Genomic DNA, 19,305 nt, shown 5'->3' on the forward strand with positions numbered 1-19,305 from the left:
ATGATGGGCTTTGCGTTGCTCAGACCTGCGCGGCCCGCACCAACCTGCACGCCCGTTCCATCAGGGATAGGGGGGAGCCGAGACGTGCCAGCTTTCAGGTGGCGCCGGCAAGGCAGCGTACAGGGGCTCAATGGAGCGCGGGGCTGTGGCCCTTCTTGTGCAGTCGTTGCGTCAGGCTCAGGCGCTCGGCAGGGTCGTCGCACAGCAGCAGAGCGCGTTCCAGGTCATAGCGTTCGGCCTGAGGACATTCAAGCCGTTGGTAGATATCCGCGCGGGCAACGTGGTCCTGCATGGTGGGTGGCCCGAGCAGCAGCACGCGCTCGGCATCCTTCAGCGCTGCCAGTGGATCGTCGGCCTGCTGGTGCAGCTGGCGCAGGTTGCGAGATAGACGCTGCAGCTGGTCGCTCGGGCTCGCTACCTTCAAGTGTTCGGCTTGGAGCTCGGCGTGCGGGCCATGAAGGCGCAGCAGCAGTTCGCGGCAGTCGCGGGTGTATAGCCGGCGACCGCCGCAGGGGTCGAGCAAGTGATCGGCGCCCGGCACGCGCAACAGAAAGTGGCCGGGGAAGTTCACCCCATTCAAGGGGATGTCCAGGCGCGCTGCCAGTTCGAGGGCGATGATCGCCAGGGACAGCGGCTGGCCGCGTCGTCGTTGCAGCACCTGGTGCAGCAGCGCCGCCCTGGGTTGCGTGGGAATGTAGTCGTCATCGTGGAAGTCCAGCTCGTTGAGGCGGCGCAACAGGGGCTGTGCCAGCTCTGCAGCCGGTAATCGTGGCAGACCGGCGGAGACCTGCTGGACCAGGCCGGCGAACTCTTGCATGACCTGTTCAGGGCGCAGCTGGGCGTCATGTTCGGCAGCGATCCAGAGGGCCGCCTCCAGCGTTGCAGGAGGGGCACGATCAAGGCAGGCCAAGCATCTTTGACGCGGGTTCATGGACTTCTCCGGGAAACTTTATTTGTTTAGCTGGCGGTCGGTTCTTCGTCCAGTGCTGCCGTCGGCTACTGACGCATCGTGGTTATCTACGGGCGGTGGTTTATGCCGCGATGCCCGGGGGCGGATCGCGAAGGGCGTCCTATACTGGGCCTAAAGTCCGAAGGGGAGTCCGACATGTTCGCCATGATGGAGACCGCCCGGCTCGAGGCGCTGCATCTTGCCAACGACCCTGTCACCGGGCTAAAGGCCATCATCGCCATTCACAACACACGCCTTGGTCCGGCTCTGGGCGGGTGTCGCTACCTCGCCTATCCCGATGATGAGAGTGCCATTCGGGATGCCATACGCCTTGCCCAGGGAATGAGTTACAAAGCTGCCTTGGCCGGCCTCGACCAAGGCGGCGGCAAGGCCGTGATCATCCGTTCCGCCCATGTGGATAATCGCGCCGCCTTGTTCGAAGCCTTCGGTCGCATGATCGAGTCGCTCAAGGGCCAATACATCACGGCGGTGGACAGCGGCACCTCGAGCGCCGACATGGATTGCATTGCCCAGCAGACCCAGCACGTCACCAGCACTTCGGCCGAGGGAGATCCGTCACCCCACACCGCCATGGGGGTGTTCGCCGGTATTCGCGCCACTGCTCAGGCCCGCCTCGGCAGCGATGACCTGGAAGGCCTGCGGGTGGCCGTGCAGGGGCTCGGCCATGTCGGCTACGCACTTGCCGAGCAACTGCATGCTGCAGGAGTTGAGCTGCTGGTCAGCGACCTGGATGCCGGCCGTGTGCAGTTGGCCATCGAACAGCTCGGAGCCCAACCCGTGGCCAGCGGAGCCCTGCTCACGACGCCTTGCGACATCCTCGCACCGTGCGGTCTGGGCGGTATCTTGAATGCGCAGACAGTCGGCCAGCTGCGTTGCGCCGCGGTTGCCGGCGCAGCCAACAACCAGCTGGCCAGCACGGAGATCGCAGATGAAATGGAGGCGCGCGGCATCCTCTACGCGCCGGACTACGTGATCAACTCCGGGGGGCTGATCTATGTCGCCCTCCGTCACCGGGGCGAAAGCCTGACCGCGATTACCAGCCACCTGGCGCGGATCAGCCTTCGTCTCACCGAGATCTACGCGCACGCCCAGGCCGACAAGCGCTCACCCGCGCGCGTCGCAGATACCCTGGCCGAGCGCCTGTTGTACGGCTGAGTCGCCCCAACACGGGCGCGAGCCGGTCGGATGAGGAAGCGGGCGTTTACCAGCGCACCTTCCGTGGAATCCCGACGTCACGAGCGTCGGCCCCTGTGAAGGCACCCAAAAGGTGTAAGGAGAGATGCTATGTCCAGCAGGATCGATCTGCCTTTTACCCGCTACCTCGACCCCGAGGGGCGCCTGGTCGGCGAGTTGCCCGACTGGGCTGATGATTTCAACCTCCTCACCCAGCTCTACCGGCGCATGGTGTTGACCCGCCTCTTTGACCAGAAAGCGGTGGCCCTGCAGCGCACCGGCCGCATCGGCACCTACGCCCCGACCCTGGGACAGGAGGCCATTGGTGTCGCCATCGGCAGCCTGATGCACTCCGAAGACGTGCTGGTGCCGTACTACCGTGACACCGCCGTGCAACTGATGCGTGGCGTGCGCATGGAGGAAATCCTCCTCTATTGGGGCGGCGACGAACGCGGCAGCGCCTTTGTCGACCCGGCCGCCCGTGAAGACTTCCCCATCTGCGTGCCCATTGCCACCCAGTCCCTGCATGCCTGCGGCGTCGCCTCGGCCTTCAAGATCCGTGGCGAGCACCGCGTGGCCGTCACTACCTGCGGCGACGGCGCCACCAGCAAGGGCGATTTCCTCGAGGCATTGAACGTGGCCGGTGCCTGGCAACTGCCCGTGGTGTTCGTGGTGAACAACAACCAATGGGCGATCTCGGTGCCCCGGCGCATCCAGTGCGGTGCTCCGACGCTTGCGCAGAAGGCCATCGGTGCCGGCTTCCACGGCGAGCAGGTGGATGGCAACGATGTCATTGCTGTGTATGACCGCGTCAAGGCCGCCCTGGAACGCGCCCGTCACGGCAAGGGGCCAGCGCTGCTCGAATGCATCAGCTACCGCCTGGGCGACCACACTACGGCTGACGATGCCACGCGCTACCGCAGCGCCGATGAGGTCAAGCAGGCCTGGATGGAAGAACCAGTCAAGCGTCTGCAGGGCTACCTCGCGAGCCATCAGGTCTGGGACGAAGGCCGCGAGCAGGCGCTGATCGCCGATTGCCAGCGGCAGGTGCAGGCAGCAGTGGATAACTTCGAAGCGGCAGGCATCCAGCCCGTGGAGTCCGTCCTCGATCATGTCTACGCACGCTGGCCTGCGGCACTGGGCGAGCAGCGAGAAATGTTGCTGGAACGGGTCGCGCGCAGGGAGGTTCAAGGCCATGAGTAACCTCAACATCACGACCGAAAAGCGTGCCCTGCTGGAGGCCGTCAATCTTGCGCTGCACCGGGCGATGCTGGAGGACGAGAACGTCGTCGTGCTGGGCGAGGACGTCGGCGTCAACGGCGGCGTGTTCCGCGCCACCCTCGGCCTGCGCGAGCGCTTCGGCTTCAAGCGGGTGATCGACACGCCGCTGGCGGAAACGATGCTTGGTGGCCTGGCTGTCGGCATGGCCGCGCAAGGGCTGAAGCCGGTGATGGAAATCCAGTTCCTCGGCTTCATCTACGCTGCCATGGAACATCTGGTCTCCCACGCCAGTCGCCTGCGCTGTCGCACCCGCGGCCGCCTGAGCTGCCCGATGGTGCTGCGCAGCCCCATGGGCGCTGGCATCCGCGCGCCGGAGCACCACAGCGAAAGCACCGAGGCGCTGTTCGCCCATATCCCCGGCCTGCGCGTCGTGATCCCCTCGTCACCGGCACGGGCCTACGGCTTGCTGCTGGCGGCCATCGACAACCCAGACCCGGTGATCTTCCTCGAACCCACCCGGCTCTACCGGATGAACCCGCAACCCATCGTCGACGATGGCAGGCGTTTGCCGCTGGATACCTGCTTCACCCTGCGTGAAGGCTCGGATCTGACCCTGATCAGTTGGGGGGCCAGCGTCCACGAGACCTTGCAGGCCGCCACCCTGCTGGCCGAGCGGGGTGTTTCCGCCGAGGTGATCGACGTCGCCAGCATCAAGCCCCTGGACCTCGACACCCTCGAGGCCTCAGTGCGCAAGACCGGGCGCTGCGTGATCGTGCATGAGGCACCGCGCTCCTGTGGGGTGGGCGCAGAGATCGCTGCGAGCCTTTATGAGCGTGCGCTGCTCGACCTGCAGGCGCCGATCCAGCGGGTCACTGCGCCGGACATCCCGCCGCCGCTGTATCGCCTGGAGCAGCTCTACATCCCGAGCCCCGAGGACATCCTCGCGGCCTGCGACCTGGTACTGAATTACGCCTGAGCCCGGTTAGAGGAGTGCGCGATGAAATACTTCAAACTGCCCGATCTGGGGGAAGGCCTGCAGGAGGCTGAGATCGTCCAGTGGCATGTGAACGTGGGGGACAGCGTCAAGGCCGACCAGTTGCTGGTTTCGGTGGAGACCGCCAAGGCCCTTGTGGATATCCCTGCACCTCACGACGGTGTCGTGGCCAAGACGTTCGGCAAGGAAGGCGACATCCTCCATGTCGGCGAGCCGCTGCTGGGCTATGAGGGCGAAGACGACGATGCCGGCACCGTGGTCGGGCGCCTCGAGGGTGGCGGCAGCGCCCAGGCCGATAGCTTCTTCGTCGGTGCCGCGCCGTCCACTCGCGAGCACCTGGCGCCCCGTGCGACACCGGCGGTTCGCCAACTGGCACGGCAGCTTGGGCTGGAACTGAGTAGCCTCGCCGGCACGGGCCCTGACGGCCTGGTGACCCGGGCCGACGTGGAACTGGCCGCGCAGAGCGCCCGTGAAAGCTTCGGTGGCGAAAAGCTGCGTGGCGTACGGCGCAGCATGGCGATCAACATGGCGCGTTCCCACGCCGAGGTGGTGCCGGTGACCATCTTCGGCGACGCCGACCTGCACCGCTGGCCGCAGGCCCGTGACCCGCTGGTCCGCCTCACCAAGGCGATTGCCGCCGCCTGCGAAGTGGAGCCCATCCTCAACAGCTGGTTCGATGGCCGTGCCCTGTCGATCCGCCAGCACCAGAAACTTGACCTGGGCATTGCCGTGGATACCCCGGACGGTTTGTTCGTGCCGGTGGTGCGGGATGTTGGTGGGCGCGCTGCGGATGACTTGAAGGAAGGCCTGGCGCGCTTGAGGGCGGACGTGAAGGCACGCTCCATTCCGCCACAGGAGATGATGGGCGCCACCATCACCCTGTCCAACTTCGGCATGCTGTTCGGGCGCTACGCCAACCCTGTGGTGGTGCCGCCGCAGGTGGCCATCATCGGTGCCGGGGGCATCCGTGAAGAGCCGGTGGCCTGGCAGGGCAAGGTGGAGATTCATCCGGTGCTGCCGCTGTCGCTCACCTTCGATCACCGCGCGGTGACGGGCGGGGAGGCGGCGCGATTCCTCAAGGCATTGGTGGAGGCGTTGGAGGCGCCATAGCGCGGGGACGGTATCTTGGGGGCGGACTCCGCCACCCTGTCCCCCGCCCCTCTCTCTCACGTGGAGAGGGGGCTCGCGCCTGAAACTTTGGCGCAGTACCGGGTAGATTGGGGCAGCGCTGGACGCGGGAATGATCTCGGCACGGATAAACTCCCCTCTCCTCTTTTGGGGGCGGGGGAAGTACAACCTGTCGTCTACTCGGTACCCAGCTCAGACAACGCTTCAGGCTGGTTCTTGAACGCGCGGGCGAAAGTGTCGCGGTGCTTGGCCATGAAGATGCCGATGTCTTCTACCTGCTGTTCGCTGAGTGAAGGCACCGCCTTTTGCAGGACTTCCGCCAGCGACTCCGCCAGCTCCAGCATCTTGTCGTAACGATCGGCTTCAGCCTTATCCATGAACAGGCGCTCCGGATCGCGGCTGCTGCGATACACCACTTCGACGGCCATTCATCACCCCTCACCTTTGTTCATTGGCTTAAAATTACTGTATGTGCATACAGTATATGGATTGGCTGCCGACGGGAATAGGCGAAGGCAAATTTCCCGACGACGTGGGCCTTGGAGCTCGCTCACGATTTCACCGCTGGCGCGGGATATCGTCATCCGCGTCTCAACGGTCGTTACGGATTGGCCCGTACTCCGCCGGTACCCAAGCATAGCCACTGTTTTCTCGGCGAACGTGGCCGAGGCCGGGGAAGGGCAGGTGGGCGCCGGCGACCCAGAGCTTGTCCTTTGCCGCGTTATCAAACACCTGTTTGCGGCTGGCAATGGCCTTGGCGTTATCTACATCGAATTCGATGGCGATATCCGGGTTGGCGAACTGTGTGGCGTGGCTATGCACCACATCGCCCCAGACCAGCAGGCTCTGGCCCTTGGAGCTGAACAGGTAGCCGGTGTGGCCAGGCGTATGGCCGGGGGAGGGGGCGGCGACGAGGCCTTCGACCAGGCTGTCGCCAGGAGCGTAGACCTTCAGGCGGCTGGCGGCCTTGTAAGGCGCCACCGCGGCCTGCGCCATCGCGAAGAACTTCTTCCCGTCTTCCGAGGCCTTGGCGGCGACTTCGGGGTTCAGCCAGTAGTTGGCTTCGTCACGGCTGACGAATACGGTGGCGTTAGCGAAAGCGGCCTCGCCTTCGGCATCCAGCAGGCCGCAGGCATGGTCGGGATGCAGGTGGGTGAGCAGCACGCTGTCTATCTGTTCCGGCTGGTAGCCCGCTGCCTTCAGGTTGCCGAGGATGCCGCCCAGGGTGGGCCCGAAGCACTTGGCTGCCCCGGTATCGACCAGCACCAGATGGCTGCCGGTGTTGACCAGGTAGGCATTCACGGCGGTTTGTACGCCTTTGCTGGACTCGACGAACATGCGTGCGAGCAGGCTCTGGATGTCCTCGGCGCTGGCGCCCTTGAGCAGGCTGGTGCCGAGGTCGACGTAGCCATCGTAGAGCGCGGTGATCTCCAGGTCGCCCACGGCCGTGCGGTAGAAACCAGGCACTTGGGTCTGCTGCTTGGCCACCGGCGCGGCCAGGGTGGCAATTGGCGTGGCCAGTGGAATGGCCAGCGCGAGGGCGGTGAGCAGGACGTGTCGGGGAGTGAGCGGGCGAATCATGACGGAACTCCTTTTCAGTGCGAACCGCGTTTATGCGGGTACGGACCCGGCCTTGTCCAGTCCGCAGCTTTTTCTGAGGAGCTTTCCCTTCGTCAAGGGTGCGACAACCTGTCCAGTGGCGTGGCAGTGGGCCCAGCCCTCATAACGAGGCACTGGCCTCCATCCTGCATAATCCCCCTGTCACTTTCGCCCGCCACTCTTGGGCCTGTCGTATCAAGGAGCTGTATCGTGAAGATCAACTGGGCTGACACCCTGCGCGAGAACGTGCATGGCCTGGCCGAATCGCTGGGTAACCTGTTGGTGGAGAGCTTCCACTACCTGGCGCTGTTCGCCATTGGTGGCATTACCGCGTGGGCCGCCGTAGTCGCGTTCCTTGGAATGGTGGAGAAGGGACACATTACGGTCGATGACATCCTCCTCCTGTTCATCTACCTAGAACTGGGCGCCATGGTCGGCATCTACTTCAAGACCAACCACATGCCGGTGCGCTTCCTGATCTACGTAGCCATCACCGCGCTGACCCGTCTGCTGATCTCCGACGTTTCCCATCATCACCGTCCAGACCTTGGGGTGGTCTATGTGTCCGGCGCGATCCTGTTGCTGGCGCTGGCGATCCTTGTGGTGCGTTTCGCCTCATCGCGCTTCCCTTCGGTGCAGAGCGATGGTCCCCACCGGCGCCACCTGCGTCGCGATGAGGTGGTGGAGGAGGAGGCCTGAGCCGCCACCTCCATTCACATCCCCGCGTTCTGCACAGCACAGACCTGGCCAGGCCGAACCGGAGTGACCCGGCCACCGGTCATGGCGCACAGCAGTGAGCCCACCTCGTGCCCGCGCTCGATGGCGATGCCCAGGCGGATACTCTCGATCACCCGTTGCAGGCGAGCCGGATCGTTGCGCTGGGCCGGGCTGATCATGCGCCGCGCCACTACGCCCCGCTTGTTGGTAAGGGTCAGCATGATATTGCCTCCTTGCCGTTCCAGGCTGAGATTGACCCGGTATTCGGCCTGGAAGGCGTCGGTCAGGATCTGGAATGGGTTGTACATGGCAGGTCACCTGATTGATCGGGCAATGAATCTCTGGACTGCCATGACTTCTGCAAAGTTCGAACCGCAATGACCAGCGGCGCGCCCCGTCGCCGACCAAGTGTCGTTGGAGAACCGCCATAGGTCGCATTGCCTGGCAGGGGCATCCGCTCGCAGTAAGTACTATGGAATTTCAACTGCATCCATTGTTCAAACGAGAATTTATTGCAGAGTTGCGGTCGCGCTCGGATAACCCTCTCCTGAGCAGCGCATTACCCATCAGCCCGGACGTTGATTTCTGGCAACAGCTAGCGCAGACAGAGCGCCAATGAATTCGCCGCAATAACGCAGCGACGGAAGCGGTAGGGGGGACTTCATACCCCAAGGGTTGCAGTGCGACCCGGAAAGTCACGGGTACGCCCTACGCCGCCGCCCACCGGCCACCCTTCCCTCCCTCGGAGGCAGGCGTACACTGAGCGAGGCAGTCAATCTGGTGTTGCCATCAGGAGGTGTGCCATGCGTCCAGCGCTTCCCCTCATCGTGCTCGCCGTGCTGATCCTCACCCCCGCAGCGCTTGCTGCCACCACCGAAGTTCGTTTCACCCATCCGGAAAGCTTCAGCGACGCCCATCTTGGGCGCGACCATGGCCGTGGTGCGGATGACGTCGTGCTGAAGGAGCTGAAAGCCCATATCCAGAAACTGGGCGAGCGTTACTTGCAGGCCGGGCAGACCTTCAAGGTGGATATCCTCGATATCGACCTTGCCGGCCGCTACGAGCCTTGGCGCGTGGAGTTCCAGAATGTCCGCTTCATGCGGGAAATCACCTGGCCCCGGATAAAAATGCACTACAGTTTTGAGCAGGATGGCAATGTGCTAGTCAGTCGCGAGGCGATGGTGATCGACCAAGCCTACCTCCAGCATGGCAACCGTTATTCCAGCAGCGACCGGTTGCGGTACGAGAAGGCCATGCTCGACGATTGGTTCCGCAGGAACCTTGGCAAGGCCGCAGCTGACTGATCGGCTGATTTTCCGGCGGATGAATCGCGTAGTTGCGTCAGACAATTTTTAAAACTGTGAACGAATCAACAACTTGGCTTCAGGCAGTAAGGAACTGTCGGGGGCGGTTGTGGTCAATGCGTAACAAATCCAAGGAGAGTTCCTATGCTTTCGCGTTCCTGCAATCGTAGTCTTGCTGCTGTTCTGATGGCCGGCCAGATTGCCTTTCTCGCCCAGGCCCCCGTTGCCCATGCCGCCATGATCGGCACTCCCCAGGCCATCCAGCAACAGTCCCAACACCAACCGGTAGACCGCGAGCAGCTCCGCGCCATGCTCGACGACCAGCAGGTGCAACAGAAGCTCGAATCCCTCGGCGTACCTCGTGAACAGGTCGAAGCCCGTATCGCCAGCCTGACGCCAGCCGAACTGGCGCAGTTCAACCAGCGCCTCGAGCAGGAGCCGGCGGGTGGTTGGGTCGGCATCATCGTGCTGTTCCTGGTGATCTTCATCATTACCGACATGCTCTGCGCGACAGACATTTTCAGCTTCATCAAATGCATCAACTAAACCTGTTGCGGCCATGTCTCGCCGCGCTGGCCCTCGTGCTTGCCGGTTGTGCGGGGCAGCCCATGCTGCCCCCGCAGAGCGACCGGCTGCCTCAGCGAGTGGAGTTGGACCAGGTACCGTTCTACCCCCAGGAGATTTACCAGTGCGGGCCAGCGGCGCTGGCCACGGTTCTGGTGCAGCGCGGGGTCAAGACCTCGCCTGAAGCGCTGGTGCCGCGCGTCTACCTACCTGAGCGCGAGGGCAGCCTGAAGCTGGAACTGGTGGCTGCCGCGCGCCAGCACGGCATGCTGGTCTACCCGCTGGAGCCGAACCTGGATGCCCTGCTGACACAGGTGGCAGCCGGCAATCCGGTGCTGGTGATGCAGAACCTCGGCCTCGACCTGTTGCCACGCTGGCACTTTGCAGTGGTGGTGGGCTTCGATCGCAGCAAGGATGAGCTGGTGTTGCGTTCCGGTACCGAGCGTCGCTGGGTGACCGATCTGCGCAGCTTCGACCGTACCTGGGAGCGTGCCGAGCGTTGGGCAGTAGTGACCGTGCCGGCGGACCAGTTGCCTGCCGAGGCGCAGCTGGAGCCCTGGCTCAAATCCGCCAGTGACCTGGAGGAAACCGCCCAGCGCCCGGTAGCCGAGAAGGCCTATAGGACGGCCGCCAAACACTGGCCGGAGGAGCCTCTGCCGCTGTTCGCCCTGGCCAATGCACGCTACGCCGAAGGGGATCGTAATGGCGCCGAGCAGGCCCTGCGCGAAAGCCTGCGCCGCAAGCCGGACTTTGCCTTGGGCTGGTTCAATCTGTCCGAGGTGCTGAGCGAAAAGGGCTGTGCCTCCCAGGCCTCCCAGGCTCGCGCCTGCGCCCGCACGCTGGCCCCCGATGACCAGCGCCTGGCTGCCCCCCTGGCCAGTTCTGCCAGCAGCAAGGGCCAGTGCACGGCACTACCCGCCTGCGCATCACCGTAATTTGGTGCGGGCCTCATAGGTCCGAGCCTGGCGAGGCCCAATGGTTTGGGGACTGTTGGGCTTCGCTTCACTCAACCTACGAGTTGTCGCTGAGCCTCAGAGCCGCAGGAGAACGCCAGCGGGCAGCCATGCGGCCCCAATGATCGATTACCGAAACGCCGCTCGGAACGCCCCCGGCGTACCGCCCATGGCTGCCCGGAACCGGTTGCTGAAGTGGCTGGCGCTGGCGAAGCCGCAGGCCATGGCGATCTCGCCCAGGGGCAGGGCGGTATCCTGCAGCAGCTTGCGCGCCCGCGCCAGGCGCCTGGCGAGCAGGTATTGGTGCGGTGGCATGCCGAAGCTTTCGCGAAACATGCGCGCGAAGTGATATTCCGAGAGCGCGGCGAAGGTCGACAGTTCGCCTAGGCTGATGGGTTCAGCCACCCGGTGCTCGATGTACTCCACCAGGCGTTTTCGCAGGGCCGGCGCCAGCCCGCCCTTGAGCCTCAACCCTTCGCGCAGGCCGGCCTGGGTCAGCAGGCTGTGATGGATCATTTCGTGCGCGAGGCTGCTGGCCAGCAGGCGCTCGCCGGGTTCGTCCCAGTCCAGACCGATCAGTTGACGGAAGTTGTGTGCTTGCTGCGGGTCGTCGAGGAAGGTCCGCTCGCGCAGCTGCAGCTCGCGCGGTTCGCGGTCGAGCAGGGTGATCGCCGCCTGGGCGAAATGTTCGGCGCTGAAGTAGAGATGGGCGAGGCGAATCTCGCCATTGATCACCCAGGATGATTCATGGCCAGCCGGCAGGACGCACAGTTTGTCTGGCGCGCCCTTGGTATCGGGCCGCTCGCGGCGGAAGGTACCGGTGCCGCCGGCCAGGTAGCAGGACAGCGTGTGGTGTGCAGGCCCCTGGTAATCACGGGCATCGTGGTGATTGCTCCAGAGTGCCGCGCCCAGCCCGTCGCCCAGCTCCGCGCAATGCTCCAGGCGCGCGTTCGGGGAGCTGCTGAGGGACTGGAATACCTGGTTCTGTTCGAGCGGCGACATGGCTTGGAGTCGAGCTGGTTGCGATGTTGGCAATCCTAACGCGTGTGCCCGCGCCTGGGCAGCGAGCCGACGAGATAAGCGCAAGTTTGTGCAAGCGGGCAGAGCCTGCGAGGTGGAGACTTCCCTCACTGCCACCGGGAGTTATTCTCATGAACCTGTCGCTTTACCTGCTCACCGTCGTGATCTGGGGCACCACCTGGATCGCTATCAAGCTGCAGATGGGCGAGGTCGCCATTCCGGTTTCCATCGCCTATCGCTTTGGCTTGGCAGCTGTCGTGCTGTTCGCCATCCTCCTGCTCAGCCGCCGCCTGCAGAAGCTTGACGGCCGCGCGCAGATGATCTGCCTGGCTCAGGGCCTGTGCCTGTTCTGCATCAACTTCCTGTGCTTCTACACCGCGAGCCAATGGATCCCCAGCGGCCTGATCGCCGTGGTGTTTTCCACAGCAACCTTGTGGAATGCGCTGAACGCTCGGATCTTCTTCGGTCAGCGCATCGCGCCAAACGTGCTGGCCGGCGGCGGCCTCGGGCTCGCAGGCCTGGCGCTGTTGTTCTGGCCAGAGTTGTCCGGCCACACCGCCAGCCGCGAAACCTTGATGGGCCTCGGCTTGGCCCTGCTCGGCACGTTGTGCTTTTCCGCTGGCAACATCCTCTCCAGCCTGCAACAGAAAGTTGGCCTCAAGCCGCTCACCACTAACGCCTGGGGCATGCTCTACGGCACCCTGCTGCTCTGCGCCTGGTGCCTGGTGAGCGGTACGCCATTCGCGATGGAGTGGAACACCCGTTATGTCGGTTCGCTGCTGTACCTGGCCATTCCCGGCTCGGTGATCGGCTTCACCGCCTACCTGACCTTGGTGGGGCGCATGGGGCCGGAGCGCGCGGCCTACTGCACGGTGCTGTTCCCGGTGGTGGCGCTGAACATTTCGGCGTTCGTCGAAGGCTATGAATGGACTGCCCCGGCCTTGTTCGGTCTGCTACTGGTGATGGCGGGCAACGTGCTGGTGTTCCGCAAGCCAAAACTTGCCGTGGCACCTGCAGCCGAGGAGGCCCGGGCATGAGCTGCCGGGTGGTACGTAGCTGCGCTTTCACCGCCGAGCGAGCCTGGGGTGCGCTGGATATCGCGAACCTGGACGGCACTACGGTGCGCCTGCATTGGACCGACCAGCCCTACGTCTGGCACGTGAACGATGGCCAGGAGGTGTTCGTGGTATTGGATGGCGAGGTGCAGATGCATTACCGCGACGGCGGCGAGGAGCGTCAGGTGCTGCTGGGCGTTGGAGACCTGTTCTACGCTGCTGTCGGCTGCGAACACGTTGCCCATCCCCGTGGTGCGGCGCGCATCCTGGTGGTGGAGCGTGAGGGCAGCGTCTAACGGGCCTTGCCGAACAGCCGGTCAGACAGCATCACCGCAACCAGCACCGGGTAGCAGAGGTAATGCAGGGCGAACAACACCACGCCCATGGGGCTGGGCGTGTCCTGCGCGGTCATCATCCCCAACAGACCGAGGTACAGCACTCCCAGAATTCCGGCGAAGTACAGCACGATGCGCCAGCGCTCGCCTGCGCTGGGCGCGCGATGCTGCGCCAGGCGGAACCACAGCGCCATGGCTGCCGAGACAGCGGTAGCGACGATCAGTGTGGCGAAGATCCCTCCGACCTTGACGAAGGTGCGCAGCAGCAGGTTGAGGATGATGGCCAGGGCGACGCCGCCGAGGGCATAGCGGAGGGGAAGCGACATACTCGTTACTCGCAGTGGATGTTTGGAGACTGTAGCCCGGATGCAATCCGGGAGCGGCAGTGAGCTATTTTCCCGGATTCCATCCGGGCTACAAAAAATCCGCCTGTGCTGTAACGCAGGGGGGCCTGCGTTCTCTATCTCTATGTCCGCACCATGAAGTCGATCTGGGGCGGCTCAACCTACTGTTAGAGGACGCATAAAAATGACCATCAAGACCTCCGCCACCATGACCGGTGCCGCTCTCGCCCTGGCCGCCGCCGGCCTGTTCGCCAGCCTGCCGACCCAGGTTTTCGCCGAAGAGGCCATGGTGCACTGCTATGGCATCAACGCGTGCAAGGGCCAGAACGACTGCAAGACCGCCAACAACGCCTGCAAAGGACAGGGCGCCTGCAAGGGGCAGGGCTTCAAGAGCACCACCCTGGCCGAGTGCAACAACGCGGGCGGCAAGGTTGGGGCATGACCCGGAGCGGGGCGGCCTTCGGGCTGCCCCACGTCCCACTGACAGGGGCTAGCCATGCACACGGACAGCACAAACCTGGGCTTTGGCCTGGGGCTGAGAACCCAGTACTACCAGGACATCCTTGACCACGCACCGCCGGTGGACTGGTTTGAGATCATCTCGGAGAACTACATGGTCGAGGGCGGAAAGCCGCTCTATTACCTGGACGCCATTGCCGAGCGCTATCCGCTGGTGATGCACGGCGTCTCGTTGTCCATCGGTGGCCCGCATGACCTGGACCGCGACTACCTGCGGCGCCTCAAATCACTGGCGGGGAGGGTTCGGCCGCGTTGGATCTCCGATCACCTGTGCTGGAGTCGGGGCAGCGCCCATCAGTTGCATGACCTGTTGCCGCTGCCCTTCACCGAAGAGAGCCTGGCGCATGTGTCTGAGCGGGTAAATCAGGTGCAGGACGTGATCGGTCGCTCGCTGGTGTTGGAGAACGTCTCCAGCTATCTGCGTTGTACCGACAGCGAAATGAGCGAGTGGCAGTTCCTTGCTGCGCTGGCCGAGCGCACCGACTGTGAGCTGCTGCTGGATGTGAATAACGTCTATGTGAGTGCGCGCAACCAGGGTTTCGAGCCCTGGGACTTCATCAGTGCCTTGCCGGCAGGCGCGATCCGCCAACTGCACCTGGCCGGTCACAGCGACTACGGCCATTACCTGATCGATACGCACGACCAACCTGTGTGCGACCCGGTGTGGGCGCTCTACCAGCACACCCTGGCGCACCTGGGGCCGGTGTCGACGCTGCTCGAGCGCGATGACCACCTGCCGCCGCTGGATGAACTGCTGAGTGAGTTGCAGAAAGCGCGTGCGCTGGCTGATGCGACTTTCGCTCGGGAGGCCGCATGCGCCTGAAGGAATACCAGCAGCGCTTCGAAGCCTACCTGTTGGATGAAGGTGGGACGCTGGACGCCGACCTGCTCGCAGGCCTGCACGGAGGCCCTGCGCTCAGCGCGGTCGAGGGTCTGCAGATCTACCATCACGCCTACGGCGCGCGGCTGATCGAAGCCTTGCGCGGCGATTACCCGACTATTCACCACTGGCTCGGCGACGACGAGTTCGACGCATTGGCTCGCGCTTACCTGCGTGCCCATCCTTCCCGCCATTTCAGCTTGCGCTGGCTGGGCGCCGGATTGGCCGACTTCATCGAGACCTGGCTGGTAGCGGAGCAAGCCGCGCCGCTGGCTGAGCTGGCGCGGCTGGAGTGGGCTTTTACCCTGGCGTTCGATGCGCCGGACGGGGAGCCGCTGACCTTGATGCAGATGGCGCACTTGCCAGCCGAAGATTGGCCGGAGCTGCGCCTGGCGCTGCTGCCCAGCGTGCAGCGCGTGTCATGCCAGTTCAACAGCCTGGCGCTATGGCGGGCAGTGAAGCACGGGGCTGAGTTTCCCGCTTGCCAGGCTCTCGCACGGGCGGAGCTGTGTCTGGCATGGCGGCGGGAGCTGGTGGGGCAGTACCGCAGCCTCGCGAAAGAAGAAACACAGGCGCTGCTGGGGATGGTGGAGCAGGGCTGGAGCTTTTCCGAGTTGTGCGAGGCGTTGGGTGATCCGACCCTGGCGGCGGGGTGGTTGAAATTGTGGATAAGTGAGGGGCTGGTGGAGCGGAGTGGTTGAATCCGCTTGCCCACTCCCTTGGCCCTCTCCTCTTCAGGGAGAGGGGGCGGGGGAGAGGGAAGTGATGCCTACAACGACACCCCCAAGCCAAACCGCTTCTTCAACACCCGATCCAACAATCCACGTGGCACCCAGCGTGCGATCAGGGGCAGGGCGCGGCTGCCGTTGCCGATGCGTACCAGCGTCGGGCGCGGTGTGCGTTGCACGGCGGTGAGCAGCGCGTGGGCGAAGTCGGCCGCTGGAGTCGGGTGGTCCTGGGAGGCACGAGCGCGGGCGCGGATGCCCTCGCGCAGGGGCCACCAGGGCGAGCTCTCGGCGATCAGCGCTTCGGCCTCGCGGATGGCATTGGTGCCGAAACTGGAAGCAATGGCACCGGGCTGTACTTCCATCAGCTCGATGCCGAAGGGCGCCAGTTCCAGGCGCAGGGCATCGCTTAGCGCATGCACCGCGGCCTTGGATGCGCAGTAGGCACCGGCGAAGGGTGTGACCAGCACACCAGAGACACTGCCGATGTTCACCACCAGGCCGCGGCTGCGGCGCAGCAGGGGGAAGCAGGCGCGGGTCACGCCCACCAGGGCGAACACGTTGGTCTCGAACTGCCGACGCAGGGCCTCGGGGCCGCCGTCCAGCAGCGGCCCCATGGCGCCGTAGCCGGCGTTGTTGATCAGCACGTCGAGTCGTCCGGTTTCCGTTTCCAGGCGCTGGGCGAGCTCGGCCACCGCGGCTTCATCGTTGATGTCCAGGGCTACGGCGGTGAAGCCGGCAGCCGCCAGTTCGGCAAGGTCGCCAGGCTGGCGGGCGCTGGCCCAGACGTTGTAACCGGCGGCCTTGAAAGCGTCGGCAAGGGCGCGGCCGATACCGCTGGAGCAGCCGGTGATCAGGGCGACGGGGTTGGGCATGTTGGGTCCTTTGCTGGATGGGCGTCCGGTTTGTCCTCTCCCTGAAGAGAGGGAGGTAGCTCTTGCGCTTTTCTCCCCTCTCCCCTGGGAGAGGGGGCTACTTCGTGCAGCGGCCGCTGTTTACTCAATCGACGAATTTGCCACGCAGATTGGCGGCGCGAAACTCCAGTGATTGCGGTCGATAACCTTGGCGAATGGGTGGCAGCGGGATGCAGTCGCGCCACTGGGCTCCGGCCTGCAACTCGGTGGGGCCGAGGTAGCGCGGATGGTCGTAGCTGGGCTGCACCAGATTGATGGTGTCGTCGGGGCGGAAGGCCTGCACCTGCCAGGCGAAGTCACGCAGGGTGGCGGAGCTGCCATTGCGGACCTGGATCGCCAGCGGGCGGTCGGCAGGGCATTCGGCGGGGCTGTAGGTGAGGCTGATTTCCAGGTGGGAGAACCGACGTTCTTCGCCTTTCTCCTGCCACAGCACCCAGCCCGCGATCAGGGCGACTCCACAGACTGCCGCCAGTGATAGCGGCAGGGCCTTGGTCGGGTAGCGGATCAGCAGGATCAGCCAGGTGAAGACGAGAATGGCGCCGATGAGCATGGAAGGCCTCCTTGAGGCCTTCCATGCTAGCGCAGAGCGAGGGTCCCTGGAGGAGCCAGCGTCAGCGGGCGATGCTGTGCACCGTGGCGGTTTGCGGGGCGCGGCCGTAGACGTCATCGAGCCGCTCGATGTCGTCCTCTCCCAGGTAGCTGCCTGATTGCACTTCGATGATCTCCAGCGGGATCTTGCCGGGGTTGGCCAGGCGGTGCACGGAGGCGATGGGGATGTAGGTCGACTGGTTCTCGGTGAGCAGGAAGGTCTTGTTGTCGCAGGTGACCTGCGCGGTGCCGGACACCACGATCCAATGCTCGGCGCGGTGGTGGTGCATCTGCAGCGACAGCTGAGCGCCTGGTTTGACGGTGATGTGTTTCACCTGGAAACGACCGCCCATGTCCACTGAGTCGTAGGAACCCCAGGGGCGATATACCGCGCAGTGGTTCTGGGTTTCGCTACGGCCGTCGGCATCCAGCTTGTTGACCAGCTTCTTCACGTCCTGCACGCGGTCCTTGTGGGCGATCATCATGGCGTCCTTGGTTTCCACGACCACGATGTCTTCCAGGCCGATCACCGACACCAGCTTGCCGTTGCCGTGGACCAGGCAGTTGTGGCTGTCCTGCACCACGACGTCGCCCTTGGTGACGTTGCCGTTCTTGTCCTTGTCGTGCACTTCCCAGATCGAACTCCAGCTGCCGACATCGTTCCAGCCGGCGGAGAGCGGTACCACGCAGGCGCGGGCGGTTTTCTCCATCACGGCGTAGTCGATGGAGTTGTCCGGGCAGCAGGCAAAAGTGGCCGGGTCGATACTGACCGCGATGCCGTCACGCTTGCTGCGCTCCAGGGCCAGCAGACAGGTGTCGTAGATATCCACATCGTGGTGCTTGAGTTCTTCCAGGTAGCGGCTGGCGCGGAACAGGAACATGCCGCTGTTCCAGAAGTAGTCGCCAGACTCCACGTACTGGCGTGCGCGGGCCTCGTCCGGCTTCTCGACGAACTGGGCGACGCGGCTGATGCCGTCTGGCAGGTTGCCGTCAACCTGGCCACGGATGTAGCCATAGCCGGTTTCCGGACGCTCGGCCGGGACGCCGAAGAGCACCATTTCGCCCCGTTCCGCTGCGATAGTGGCCAATGCCAGGGCCTGCTGGAACGCGCGCTGGTCTTTCAGCACATGGTCGGCCGGCAGCACCAGCATCAGCTCGTCACGGCCTTCGGCGACCAGCTGCATGGCCGCGATGGCGACGGCCGGTGCGGTGTTGCGGCCAAAGGGTTCGAGCAGCATGGATTGGGCTTCCAGGCCGATACCGTCGAGTTGTTCCTGGACGATGAAACGGTGATCCTGGTTGGCCACCAGCACGGCCGGCTGCATGCCCTCGAAAGAGAGGCGTTGCAGGGTCTGCTGGAACAGGGTGTGGTCACCGGCAAGGGCGAGGAACTGCTTGGGATACTGCTTGCGCGAAAGAGGCCAGAGGCGAGAGCCGCTACCGCCAGAGAGGATCACAGGAATCATGGTGTTTCTCCTAGAACTGTCATGGGTTGTGGGCGCTGCTTCCATCGATCACTTTTCATTTTTCTTCCCGCCCTCTGCGGGGCGGGTAGCTGTGGCGCGGACGTTATCCGCGCCGGCTGTTGCTCAGGACTCGACCGGGCGTTTCACCCACACCGGCGAAAGCTTGCTGCCGCTGCCGGTGATATAGAGGCACACCACCTCGCCGCGCTGCAGCGAGATCGGCTTGAGGTCGCTGACCTTACGGTCGCCGTCGAACAGGGCGAGACCGACCTTCACCGGGTTGATTTCACGTTCGCCGCGGCCTTGCGGGGCGACGTCGGGCACTACTGGGGTCTTGCCGTCGGCGGTTTTCAGGGTGAGCTTGGCATCGGTCAGGTTCTGCACCCGCAGCAGGGCCCTCTGCTTGTTCTTGAAGGGCGGCTCTTCCACCAGTTGCGGGTCCTTGCCTGGCTGATTGACCAGGGTGTAGTAGTGGTCGGCTTCCAGCTTCACTGAGAGGTTGCTGCTGCCGACCTTGGCGCTGTAGTTCCCTGCCGGAAGGAACTTGAAATCGCTGGAGCCCAGAGGAGGGACATCGGTCAGCGCGGTATTGCCGACATTCACGCTGAGTTCGCCGCTGGTGGCGTTGTACGCGCGGACGAAAGCGGAACCCTTGGGGGCCTGCGGGCCATACAGGCCGCCTTCGTCAGCATTGGCTTGCAAGGCGCCAAGGCCGAGGACCAGGGCGCAGGCATATGACGTCCAGCTGCGATTGTTCTGTCGGTTCATGGGGTATACCTCCATCTTCTCGTTCAATGGGGCCGGTTCGGGCCCCGTGTTTCCCCTCTGCGAGGGGG

The 19,305-nt window shown here is 64.2% G+C and carries 23 protein-coding genes; 13 read left to right on the top strand and 10 right to left on the bottom strand.

Annotated elements, in window-relative coordinates:
- Positions 1-127: 127 nt before the first annotated feature.
- Positions 128-931, bottom strand: a complete 804-nt coding sequence (locus J7302_RS18615) for a SirB1 family protein (RefSeq protein WP_215378002.1) — start codon at positions 929-931, stop codon at positions 128-130.
- A gap of 174 nt (positions 932-1,105) precedes the next feature.
- Here J7302_RS18615 and J7302_RS18620 point away from each other — a divergent pair, with 174 nt between their 5' ends.
- From J7302_RS18620 to J7302_RS18635, 4 genes are all read left to right on the top strand, one after another.
- Positions 1,106-2,125: a Leu/Phe/Val dehydrogenase gene (locus J7302_RS18620; protein WP_215378005.1), complete on the top strand. Its 1,020-nt coding sequence runs from the start codon at positions 1,106-1,108 to the stop codon at positions 2,123-2,125.
- A gap of 129 nt (positions 2,126-2,254) precedes the next feature.
- Positions 2,255-3,346, top strand: a complete 1,092-nt coding sequence (gene pdhA, locus J7302_RS18625; protein ID WP_215378008.1) for a pyruvate dehydrogenase (acetyl-transferring) E1 component subunit alpha — start codon at positions 2,255-2,257, stop codon at positions 3,344-3,346.
- Positions 3,339-4,340 (top strand): alpha-ketoacid dehydrogenase subunit beta, encoded by a 1,002-nt coding sequence (locus tag J7302_RS18630; RefSeq protein ID WP_215378011.1) that lies wholly within the window; start codon positions 3,339-3,341, stop codon positions 4,338-4,340. The genes pdhA and J7302_RS18630 overlap by 8 nt, the downstream gene beginning before the upstream one ends.
- 21 nt (positions 4,341-4,361) lie before the next feature.
- Positions 4,362-5,468 (top strand): dihydrolipoamide acetyltransferase family protein, encoded by a 1,107-nt coding sequence (locus J7302_RS18635; protein ID WP_215378015.1) that lies wholly within the window; start codon positions 4,362-4,364, stop codon positions 5,466-5,468.
- A 194-nt stretch (positions 5,469-5,662) separates the two neighbouring features.
- Here the strand turns inward: J7302_RS18635 and J7302_RS18640 are convergent, their stop codons facing one another.
- Positions 5,663-5,914: a YebG family protein gene (locus tag J7302_RS18640; protein WP_215378020.1), complete on the bottom strand. Its 252-nt coding sequence runs from the start codon at positions 5,912-5,914 to the stop codon at positions 5,663-5,665.
- Between the two features lie 163 nt (positions 5,915-6,077).
- The gene (locus J7302_RS18645) at positions 6,078-7,067 is read right to left on the bottom strand and encodes an MBL fold metallo-hydrolase (protein WP_215378023.1); all 990 of its coding nucleotides are present in this window, start codon (positions 7,065-7,067) and stop codon (positions 6,078-6,080) included.
- 228 nt (positions 7,068-7,295) lie between these two features.
- Between J7302_RS18645 and J7302_RS18650 the strand changes: the two genes are divergently transcribed.
- Positions 7,296-7,784 (top strand): phosphate-starvation-inducible protein PsiE, encoded by a 489-nt coding sequence (locus J7302_RS18650; RefSeq protein WP_215378026.1) that lies wholly within the window; start codon positions 7,296-7,298, stop codon positions 7,782-7,784.
- Positions 7,785-7,798: 14 nt separating this feature from the next.
- Here J7302_RS18650 and J7302_RS18655 read toward each other — a convergent pair whose 3' ends face one another.
- Positions 7,799-8,110 carry a DUF3509 domain-containing protein gene (locus tag J7302_RS18655; protein ID WP_215378029.1) on the bottom strand — a complete coding sequence of 104 codons (312 nt, stop codon included), beginning with the start codon at positions 8,108-8,110 and terminating at the stop codon, positions 7,799-7,801.
- 495 nt (positions 8,111-8,605) lie between these two features.
- On the opposite strand from J7302_RS18655, the gene J7302_RS18660 reads away from it, so the two are divergent.
- The 3 genes from J7302_RS18660 (at position 8,606) to J7302_RS18670 (ending at position 10,605) form a co-directional block, all read left to right on the top strand.
- Positions 8,606-9,106 carry a DUF3016 domain-containing protein gene (locus tag J7302_RS18660; protein WP_215378032.1) on the top strand — a complete coding sequence of 167 codons (501 nt, stop codon included), beginning with the start codon at positions 8,606-8,608 and terminating at the stop codon, positions 9,104-9,106.
- A 144-nt stretch (positions 9,107-9,250) separates the two neighbouring features.
- Positions 9,251-9,652, top strand: coding sequence for a PA2779 family protein (locus J7302_RS18665; RefSeq protein ID WP_215378035.1), 402 nt, complete (start codon positions 9,251-9,253; stop codon positions 9,650-9,652).
- Positions 9,653-9,714: 62 nt separating this feature from the next.
- Positions 9,715-10,605, top strand: a complete 891-nt coding sequence (locus tag J7302_RS18670) for a PA2778 family cysteine peptidase (protein WP_251702146.1) — start codon at positions 9,715-9,717, stop codon at positions 10,603-10,605.
- 147 nt (positions 10,606-10,752) lie between these two features.
- Here the strand turns inward: J7302_RS18670 and J7302_RS18675 are convergent, their stop codons facing one another.
- Positions 10,753-11,625 (bottom strand): helix-turn-helix domain-containing protein, encoded by an 873-nt coding sequence (locus J7302_RS18675; protein ID WP_215378041.1) that lies wholly within the window; start codon positions 11,623-11,625, stop codon positions 10,753-10,755.
- Between the two features lie 149 nt (positions 11,626-11,774).
- On the opposite strand from J7302_RS18675, the gene J7302_RS18680 reads away from it, so the two are divergent.
- Together J7302_RS18680 and J7302_RS18685 are read left to right on the top strand one after the other, a co-directional pair.
- Positions 11,775-12,680 carry a DMT family transporter gene (locus J7302_RS18680; protein WP_215378043.1) on the top strand — a complete coding sequence of 302 codons (906 nt, stop codon included), beginning with the start codon at positions 11,775-11,777 and terminating at the stop codon, positions 12,678-12,680.
- Positions 12,677-12,994, top strand: a complete 318-nt coding sequence (locus tag J7302_RS18685; RefSeq protein WP_215378047.1) for a cupin domain-containing protein — start codon at positions 12,677-12,679, stop codon at positions 12,992-12,994. Before J7302_RS18680 ends, J7302_RS18685 begins: the two co-directional genes overlap by 4 nt.
- Here J7302_RS18685 and J7302_RS18690 read toward each other — a convergent pair.
- Positions 12,991-13,359 (bottom strand): hypothetical protein, encoded by a 369-nt coding sequence (locus tag J7302_RS18690; RefSeq protein ID WP_215378050.1) that lies wholly within the window; start codon positions 13,357-13,359, stop codon positions 12,991-12,993. The two genes, J7302_RS18685 and J7302_RS18690, sit on opposite strands and share 4 nt — an antisense overlap.
- 202 nt (positions 13,360-13,561) lie before the next feature.
- Between J7302_RS18690 and bufA2 the strand changes: the two genes are divergently transcribed.
- Genes bufA2 through J7302_RS18705 form a run of 3 tightly spaced genes read left to right on the top strand, consistent with a single transcriptional unit; the run spans position 13,562 to position 15,477 of the window.
- The gene (gene bufA2, locus J7302_RS18695) at positions 13,562-13,819 is read left to right on the top strand and encodes a BufA2 family periplasmic bufferin-type metallophore (protein ID WP_215378054.1); all 258 of its coding nucleotides are present in this window, start codon (positions 13,562-13,564) and stop codon (positions 13,817-13,819) included.
- Between the two features lie 54 nt (positions 13,820-13,873).
- On the top strand, positions 13,874-14,719 hold the full coding sequence (gene bufB, locus J7302_RS18700) for an MNIO family bufferin maturase (RefSeq protein WP_215378057.1): 846 nt from the start codon (positions 13,874-13,876) through the stop codon (positions 14,717-14,719).
- Complete coding sequence (locus J7302_RS18705; RefSeq protein WP_215378060.1) at positions 14,710-15,477, top strand: HvfC/BufC N-terminal domain-containing protein; 768 nt, start codon at positions 14,710-14,712, stop codon at positions 15,475-15,477. The genes bufB and J7302_RS18705 overlap by 10 nt, the downstream gene beginning before the upstream one ends.
- Positions 15,478-15,545: 68 nt before the next feature.
- Here the strand turns inward: J7302_RS18705 and J7302_RS18710 are convergent, their stop codons facing one another.
- The 4 genes from J7302_RS18710 to J7302_RS18725 form a co-directional block, all read right to left on the bottom strand.
- On the bottom strand, positions 15,546-16,376 hold the full coding sequence (locus J7302_RS18710; RefSeq protein WP_215378063.1) for an SDR family oxidoreductase: 831 nt from the start codon (positions 16,374-16,376) through the stop codon (positions 15,546-15,548).
- Between the two features lie 124 nt (positions 16,377-16,500).
- Positions 16,501-16,965: a multidrug transporter gene (locus J7302_RS18715; protein ID WP_215378066.1), complete on the bottom strand. Its 465-nt coding sequence runs from the start codon at positions 16,963-16,965 to the stop codon at positions 16,501-16,503.
- A 61-nt stretch (positions 16,966-17,026) separates the two neighbouring features.
- Positions 17,027-18,469 carry a mannose-1-phosphate guanylyltransferase/mannose-6-phosphate isomerase gene (locus tag J7302_RS18720; RefSeq protein ID WP_215378071.1) on the bottom strand — a complete coding sequence of 481 codons (1,443 nt, stop codon included), beginning with the start codon at positions 18,467-18,469 and terminating at the stop codon, positions 17,027-17,029.
- A 123-nt stretch (positions 18,470-18,592) separates the two neighbouring features.
- Positions 18,593-19,237 carry an alginate O-acetyltransferase AlgF gene (locus J7302_RS18725; RefSeq protein ID WP_215378077.1) on the bottom strand — a complete coding sequence of 215 codons (645 nt, stop codon included), beginning with the start codon at positions 19,235-19,237 and terminating at the stop codon, positions 18,593-18,595.
- Between the last annotated feature and the right edge of the window lie 68 nt (positions 19,238-19,305).

Origin of the sequence: Metapseudomonas boanensis (assembly GCF_018704125.1) — a bacterium.
Lineage (GTDB): Bacteria > Pseudomonadota > Gammaproteobacteria > Pseudomonadales > Pseudomonadaceae > Metapseudomonas > Metapseudomonas boanensis.

What these genes read in the sequence shown, in the direction of transcription:
- J7302_RS18615 (WP_215378002.1), bottom strand. Translation starts at nt 931, where the DNA reads ATGAACCCGCGTCAAAGATGCTTGGCCTGCCTTGATCGTGCCCCTCCT.
- J7302_RS18620 (WP_215378005.1), top strand. Translation starts at nt 1,106, where the DNA reads ATGTTCGCCATGATGGAGACCGCCCGGCTCGAGGCGCTGCATCTTGCC.
- pdhA (WP_215378008.1), top strand. Translation starts at nt 2,255, where the DNA reads ATGTCCAGCAGGATCGATCTGCCTTTTACCCGCTACCTCGACCCCGAG.
- J7302_RS18630 (WP_215378011.1), top strand. Translation starts at nt 3,339, where the DNA reads ATGAGTAACCTCAACATCACGACCGAAAAGCGTGCCCTGCTGGAGGCC.
- J7302_RS18635 (WP_215378015.1), top strand. Translation starts at nt 4,362, where the DNA reads ATGAAATACTTCAAACTGCCCGATCTGGGGGAAGGCCTGCAGGAGGCT.
- J7302_RS18640 (WP_215378020.1), bottom strand. Translation starts at nt 5,914, where the DNA reads ATGGCCGTCGAAGTGGTGTATCGCAGCAGCCGCGATCCGGAGCGCCTG.
- J7302_RS18645 (WP_215378023.1), bottom strand. Translation starts at nt 7,067, where the DNA reads ATGATTCGCCCGCTCACTCCCCGACACGTCCTGCTCACCGCCCTCGCG.
- J7302_RS18655 (WP_215378029.1), bottom strand. Translation starts at nt 8,110, where the DNA reads ATGTACAACCCATTCCAGATCCTGACCGACGCCTTCCAGGCCGAATAC.
- J7302_RS18660 (WP_215378032.1), top strand. Translation starts at nt 8,606, where the DNA reads ATGCGTCCAGCGCTTCCCCTCATCGTGCTCGCCGTGCTGATCCTCACC.
- J7302_RS18665 (WP_215378035.1), top strand. Translation starts at nt 9,251, where the DNA reads ATGCTTTCGCGTTCCTGCAATCGTAGTCTTGCTGCTGTTCTGATGGCC.
- J7302_RS18670 (WP_251702146.1), top strand. Translation starts at nt 9,715, where the DNA reads ATGCTGCCCCCGCAGAGCGACCGGCTGCCTCAGCGAGTGGAGTTGGAC.
- J7302_RS18675 (WP_215378041.1), bottom strand. Translation starts at nt 11,625, where the DNA reads ATGTCGCCGCTCGAACAGAACCAGGTATTCCAGTCCCTCAGCAGCTCC.
- J7302_RS18680 (WP_215378043.1), top strand. Translation starts at nt 11,775, where the DNA reads ATGAACCTGTCGCTTTACCTGCTCACCGTCGTGATCTGGGGCACCACC.
- J7302_RS18685 (WP_215378047.1), top strand. Translation starts at nt 12,677, where the DNA reads ATGAGCTGCCGGGTGGTACGTAGCTGCGCTTTCACCGCCGAGCGAGCC.
- J7302_RS18690 (WP_215378050.1), bottom strand. Translation starts at nt 13,359, where the DNA reads ATGTCGCTTCCCCTCCGCTATGCCCTCGGCGGCGTCGCCCTGGCCATC.
- bufA2 (WP_215378054.1), top strand. Translation starts at nt 13,562, where the DNA reads ATGACCATCAAGACCTCCGCCACCATGACCGGTGCCGCTCTCGCCCTG.
- bufB (WP_215378057.1), top strand. Translation starts at nt 13,874, where the DNA reads ATGCACACGGACAGCACAAACCTGGGCTTTGGCCTGGGGCTGAGAACC.
- J7302_RS18705 (WP_215378060.1), top strand. Translation starts at nt 14,710, where the DNA reads ATGCGCCTGAAGGAATACCAGCAGCGCTTCGAAGCCTACCTGTTGGAT.
- J7302_RS18710 (WP_215378063.1), bottom strand. Translation starts at nt 16,376, where the DNA reads ATGCCCAACCCCGTCGCCCTGATCACCGGCTGCTCCAGCGGTATCGGC.
- J7302_RS18715 (WP_215378066.1), bottom strand. Translation starts at nt 16,965, where the DNA reads ATGCTCATCGGCGCCATTCTCGTCTTCACCTGGCTGATCCTGCTGATC.
- J7302_RS18720 (WP_215378071.1), bottom strand. Translation starts at nt 18,469, where the DNA reads ATGATTCCTGTGATCCTCTCTGGCGGTAGCGGCTCTCGCCTCTGGCCT.
- J7302_RS18725 (WP_215378077.1), bottom strand. Translation starts at nt 19,237, where the DNA reads ATGAACCGACAGAACAATCGCAGCTGGACGTCATATGCCTGCGCCCTG.